At 67.1% G+C, this 5,400-nt stretch carries 5 protein-coding genes; 2 read left to right on the top strand and 3 right to left on the bottom strand.

Features of this window, described 5'->3' with window-relative positions; all coding sequences use genetic code 11:
- The first annotated feature begins 323 nt into the window (after positions 1 to 323).
- Complete coding sequence (locus EB084_18730; GenBank protein ID NDD30298.1) at positions 324 to 1,160, top strand: hypothetical protein; 837 nt, start codon at positions 324 to 326, stop codon at positions 1,158 to 1,160.
- A 14-nt stretch (positions 1,161 to 1,174) separates the two neighbouring features.
- Here the strand turns inward: EB084_18730 and EB084_18725 are convergent, their stop codons facing one another.
- Entirely contained in the window at positions 1,175 to 2,434 is a 1,260-nt protein-coding gene (locus EB084_18725; GenBank protein NDD30297.1) for a site-2 protease family protein, read from the bottom strand.
- On the opposite strand from EB084_18725, the gene EB084_18720 reads away from it, so the two are divergent.
- On the top strand, positions 2,427 to 3,182 hold the full coding sequence (locus EB084_18720) for a hypothetical protein (GenBank protein NDD30296.1): 756 nt from the start codon (positions 2,427 to 2,429) through the stop codon (positions 3,180 to 3,182). The genes EB084_18725 and EB084_18720 overlap by 8 nt on opposite strands.
- Here the strand turns inward: EB084_18720 and EB084_18715 are convergent.
- Positions 3,163 to 4,404, bottom strand: coding sequence for an FAD-dependent oxidoreductase (locus tag EB084_18715; GenBank protein ID NDD30295.1), 1,242 nt, complete (start codon positions 4,402 to 4,404; stop codon positions 3,163 to 3,165). The two genes, EB084_18720 and EB084_18715, sit on opposite strands and share 20 nt — an antisense overlap.
- Before the next feature lie 47 nt (positions 4,405 to 4,451).
- The gene (locus tag EB084_18710) at positions 4,452 to 5,387 is read right to left on the bottom strand and encodes a hypothetical protein (protein ID NDD30294.1); all 936 of its coding nucleotides are present in this window, start codon (positions 5,385 to 5,387) and stop codon (positions 4,452 to 4,454) included.
- Between the last annotated feature and the right edge of the window lie 13 nt (positions 5,388 to 5,400).

The raw sequence follows: 5,400 nt of genomic DNA, 5'->3' as shown, positions 1-5,400 counted from the left end.
GAGCCGACTTGCGAGATGGGTCTCGATGCCTCGCACTCTACCACCTGGCAAGGCGCGCGACAAGATCCGAGTCGTGAACAGTCGGACATGTTCTGTGAACGGTCGAGAGAGGGGGGCAGGCGGTCGAAGAGGAGGGTGGGGGCGTCTGGGATGCACGTTCGTGGCTGGAGGTAGCCAAAGAGATACAACGCGACAACATCGCGGTCACATCTCTCGCTGCGTTTTATCGCGGGTTTTTCCGGTCGTCGATATGCTCGGTTTACAAGCACATCGCGCCCCGGGCTCACCGCGGCGCGAGTCGTAACACACAGGAGGACTGCCCCATGAACGCGCTCGAGCCCATCTCTCCCTTCGGTCTCACCGGAATGCCGGCCCTTTCTTCACTGACCGCTCTCCCTGCATCGACAGGGGCGGGCGCTTCGCTCTCCGGGCTCGCCGGAATCGGGCAGCCGGACACCTCTCAGCTGAGCCAGGAGGCCATGATCGAGCAGATCGCAGCCGAGCTTCGGCAGCTCCTGGCGCTCCTCGACCAGATCACGGGTGGGCAGAGCGGTGCGTCTCCCCTCGGCGCGGCACAAGGCGCTTCTGGCGCAAGCGCTCCTTCAGGCGGGGGTGGCGCCGACGCACCCGGCACGGGTGGGGGAGGCGGTGCTTCTCCTCGCGCGGCGCATGGCTCTGGAGGGGGCCACGGGAAGCATCACGGCCACGGTGCCCATCACGGCCGTGGGTCGCACGGCGGCGGTGGCGGAGCGTCGCTGGCCGGCGGCAGGCCCCAGAGCGATGGCGGTGGGGTCAACGCCGGCCTGGGCACGCACCGCGCCAAGGCCACCAGCTACTACCCCTCGAATGACGGCGTCGAGGGCGGCTACGTCGACACCAAGGGGCACAAGCTCAACACCCTGCAAGACTATCTCTCGGGAAAGGCGCCGTACGTCTCGGTGGCGCTCGACGCCAACCTGCATCTGCCCTATGGCGCAAAGCTGCGCATCCCTGAGCTCGAGAAGAAGTACGGGCGCCCCATCGAGTTCCGTGCGGTCGACACCTTCGATCCGAAGAACGGTCCGCACGAAGGCTTCGGCCGCATCGACATCTGCACCCAGAACAAGAAGACCGCCTACGACGAGGCCGTGAACGGCATGCTCACGCTCGAGTTCCAGTAGTCTCCACGAGGCGCCTACATGTGGAGCTCCCCGCGTCGCTGCAGGTATTCGAGAACGCTGGTCCGGGTGAAGAGACCACGTATCTCGCCCTGCTCGACGACGGGGAGCTCTTCCACGTCGTCGCGGGTCATGCGCTCCACCACCTCGAGGGCAGACTGCTCTGGCGTAACCGCCGGCATCTCCTCGAGGGGGAGCATCACCTGCTCGACGGTGATGCGCGTCCACAGCGGTTGCTCGACCTGCTGCACCTCGACGGGTGTCACCAGCCCCTCGACCTGGTCTCCCCGGGTCACGGCGTAGGCGCGCGATGGGCCGCGGAGCAGGTGGTCGAACACGAAGCGGTCGAGGGGCAGGTGGGCATCGACCCGTGGCCATCCCGGACGCATGAGATGGCTCACCCGCACGTCTCGCAGGGCGTCGCGAACGGCGACCTGCAGCACGCTCTCGCGGGCGGCCTCGAGCAGGAACCATCCTACCAGGGCCATCCAGAGGCCGCCGAATCCGCCCGAGATCACGAAGACGGTGAGGCCGAACATGATCAGGCCGTAGGCCACCGCCTGGCTCACCACGGCCGCGGCGCGGGTTGCGCTCGACGGGTCGTGGCCTCGCCACCACACCAGGGCGCGCAGCACGCGCCCTCCGTCGAGCGGGAAGGCGGGGAGCATGTTGAACCCGCCGAGCAGGATGTTGATGGTGCCCAGCCACACGCACATCGACGTGAACGGCGTGCTGGGCTCGAAGTCGGGGCTCCAGCCTGTCACTGACGCGGCTCCCAGGAAGAGGAGCCCCACCAGCACGCTGGTCACGGGGCCCACGAGTCCGAGGCGCATCTCGGTCTGCCAGTCGGCGGGCTCTCCTTCGATCTGGGCCTGGCCCCCGAGGGCGAACAGCACGATGGAGCGCACCGCGAGTCCGCTTCGCGTGGCCACCAGGGCGTGGGCCAGCTCGTGCACGAGCAGCGACCCGAAGAAGAGCAGTGCGGTCGACAGGCTGACGCTGAAGATGAGAAGATCGCTCCAGCCCCTGTGCAAGGCGCGGAAGTGACCAGCGAGCGACAGAGCGATGAGCACGGCCACCACAAACCAAGTGTAGTGCAGTCCGATGGGGATGCCGAACAGGCGACCGAGGCGGATGTGGGCGCGCACTTGATGCAACCTCCATGCGTGACGTTCTGCCTTCGTGATACCCACCTGCGTGTCGACCTCCATTCGCGCCTGGGGAGGGCAGGGGAGAGGACCCCTTCGGGCGGCTTCGAATCTCTGGGACATGCGCACATCTCTTCTCGCTCTTCTGCTCGTTTTCGTCACGATCACCACCGCGGTGGCCGCCCCTCCGATTCCCGGTCGCGATGAGGCCTATCCCGCGAACACCTGGATCTGGTGGGAGGTGACGGCGCCGGATGCCGAGGTGCGATCGTCATCGCAGCTCGACGCGCTGCTGAAGACGCCGCGGTCGCGGTGGACGCGGGTCGATCCCAGCCGCTGGGCTGCGACCGGGATGCTGCCGCGGGGATACGTGGCTCGGGCCCGTGTGGTCGACGGCAGCACGATCATCAAGGACGCCGCGGGTCACGGGTGGCTGGTGGTCGATCTCGGCCAGGGGCGCACCGCGGTCACGCCTGCAACCGGTCGGGCGCTCTGGGCCAGTGACGCCGAGCCCGTGAAGGCGCAGGCAAACGGTGATTATCGTCGCACCCCTCACGTGTTCTGGCAGGTTATCGATCCCGATCCCCACGGCCTCAATGCCCGTCAGCATCCGCGGTTCCCGCGCCAATACGATGCCGCAGACGCTGTCTGGCCTGACGGACCGGTGGTCGACTGGCCTGTGGTGGGCGCGATTCCCCGAGGCACCGTTCTCGAAGCCGTGAGGGGGAACGTGGGCGTGGTGCACCAGCGCGATGACAACGGCTCGGTCTGGCTATTGGTGCACTACGGTCAGGACCTGGTCTTCGTGCGCTGGAACAAGCGCTTCGTGGTGCCCGTGGCGGGCCCGGTTCGCCCCGTCAGACCGCGCCGCGGATGATGCGCTCGGCGGCCCGTCGGCCGGCGCGCAGCGCGCCTTGTATCGAGGGCGATTCGGTATAGTCGCCGCAGCGCAAGACCCCGCCGCTCGACGTGGCGGGCGGCATGCGCCAGGTGGCGCCGGGCGCGAGAAGGGGCAGGGCGTGCGGCACGCGACAGACCCGCAGCATCGCGCAGGTTGAGATCGATGCGCCCAGCAGCGGCTCGATCTCCTTGAGCACCGCCGCGGCGAGCACGTCGTCGGAGAGGTCGGGGGTACCGCTCACGGAAACGGTGAGCAGGTCTTCGCCCACGGGTGCGTAGGCCGGCGCGACGACGGAGAGATTGGCGAGGTGCATCACCCGACCCTCGCCTCGGCCGTTGAGCACGAGCATGGGGCGGCGCAGCGGGAGGCCGCGGGCGCGGAAGTAGAGGCTGGTGACCCCGAGCGGTGTGGGTGCTTCGTCTGGGCCTTCCCCCCGCAGCGAGACCGCGTTCCAGGGGTCGGTGGCGCACACGGTGACGTCGGCCTCGAGGGTGCTTCCATCGGCCAGGGTGACGCCTTTGTCTGACATGCTCGTCGCCGCGCAGCCTGTGCGAATGCTTCCCGCGGGCAGGGCCGCCGCCAGCTGGGCGGGGACAGCCGCCATGCCGCGTCCCGGAAGGGTGGCCAGGCCCGTGCTGAAGTAGCCGTAGAGGGTCATGAACCAGCGCGCCGACACCGAGAGGGTGGGGTCGAGCAGCGAGCCGCCGAAGAACGGGCGGAAGAAGCGCTCGATGATGCGGTCGGAGAAGCCCATGACGCGCAGGTAGTCTTCGGCGCTGAGATCCGGGATGACGGCGTTGGCCCCGCTGGCCGCGCGCAGGCGCAGATCGAGGATGCGCGCCTTGTCGATGAGGCTGCCGATGGGGGCGGTGAGCGTGTGCGCCAGCCCCAGCGGGTCGCGCAGCGGATCGGTGACGCGGTGCAGGCCTCTGCTGTCCCAGATCAGGGCCCCGGGCGCGAAGGCGTGCAGCGCGAGATCGGGCAGCCGCAGCTGGCGCGTCACCTCGGGGTATGAGGTGAGCAGCACCTGGAAGCCGCGGTCGATGGTGAACCCATCGATGGTCTCGGTGCGCACGCGGCCGCCGATCTCGGCCTCGCGCTCGAGCACGGTCACGTCGAGTCCTTCGAGTCTCAGCTGATGGGCGCATGACAGTCCGGCCAGACCGGCACCGACGACGATGACGCGCTTGACGCGCATGGGGAGACCTCCGTGGGGGGGCGTGTGGAGCGGGGGGCGATATGATGTCAGGGCGTGGTGACGATCAGTTCCGGAGAAGTCAGTGCGGCAGACTGGAGCAAGAGGCCCGTGGAAGGGTTGAAGGCGTCGACATTGTTGTTCGTGCTCGACGACATGAACAGCAGGGTGGTCAGGGGATCGAACTGGAGGAAGGCCAGCCCCACACCGTCTTCGTTGCTCAGTGCCGTCATCGCTCCGCTGTTGGGCACGCCAGTGTTCGGGTCGAGGGAGAAGCCTACGCCTCCCCCCCCGATGGAAGCGCTCACCCCGGTGATCCAGAGGTGTTTGCCATCGGGGGAGACGGCAAGGTTCTCCAATTTTGACACCGCGGTGAGCGCCTGCGCTCCCCCCTGGATCTGCGTCAACGCGCCGTCTGTGGGGTTGATCTGCCAGGAGGAGAGTGTCATGCTGGTGCTGTCGATCTGGTAGAGCACGTCGAGGGTGGGGTGGATGGCCACCGCGAAGGGGTTGCTTCCCGTGGTCTGTGCCGCTGAGGTCAGCGGGACCTGGAGCGCGCCGAAGGCGTCGATCTTGAACCGTGTCAAGTCTCCTGTAGCATTGTTTGCCACGTAGAGGATGGTGCTGCCCGCGCGGTTGTACACGGCCATCTGACGGCCGGTATACAGCACAGGTGATGTACCGACGTAGTCGCTGTTCGAGAAGGGCTGGCCCGAGAGTGCGGTGAGGTTGCCCGTCTGATCATCGACGATGTAGGTGTAGATCTTGTCTGCCAGAAGCACGTAGAGGTAGGCCATTGCGCTGCTGGCCTGATAGCCGGTCATGGCGGGCTGCACATTGATGTCGATGACGGGGATGTTCGGCAGGGAGAACGTGAGCTTGGCCAGGTTGCCCGTCTGGGGGTCGACACTGTAGCCGTCAATCACGATGTTGCTCGAGAAGAAGCAGGCGCCGTAGATGAAATCAGCCTTCGGGCTGTAGACCATAGATAACAGCGCC

The sequence above is a fragment of the Pseudomonadota bacterium genome, from assembly GCA_010028905.1.
GTDB lineage: Bacteria > Vulcanimicrobiota > Xenobia > RGZZ01 > RGZZ01 > RGZZ01.
Note: the sequence above shows the minus strand (reverse complement) of the source record. Positions and strands in the feature narration are given on the sequence as shown.

Coding starts and splice junctions, on each gene's coding strand:
- EB084_18730 (NDD30298.1), top strand. CDS start 324: ATGAACGCGCTCGAGCCCATCTCTCCCTTCGGTCTCACCGGAATGCCG.
- EB084_18720 (NDD30296.1), top strand. CDS start 2,427: ATGCGCACATCTCTTCTCGCTCTTCTGCTCGTTTTCGTCACGATCACC.
- EB084_18715 (NDD30295.1), bottom strand. CDS start 4,404: ATGCGCGTCAAGCGCGTCATCGTCGTCGGTGCCGGTCTGGCCGGACTG.
- EB084_18710 (NDD30294.1), bottom strand. CDS start 5,387: ATGGTCTACAGCCCGAAGGCTGATTTCATCTACGGCGCCTGCTTCTTC.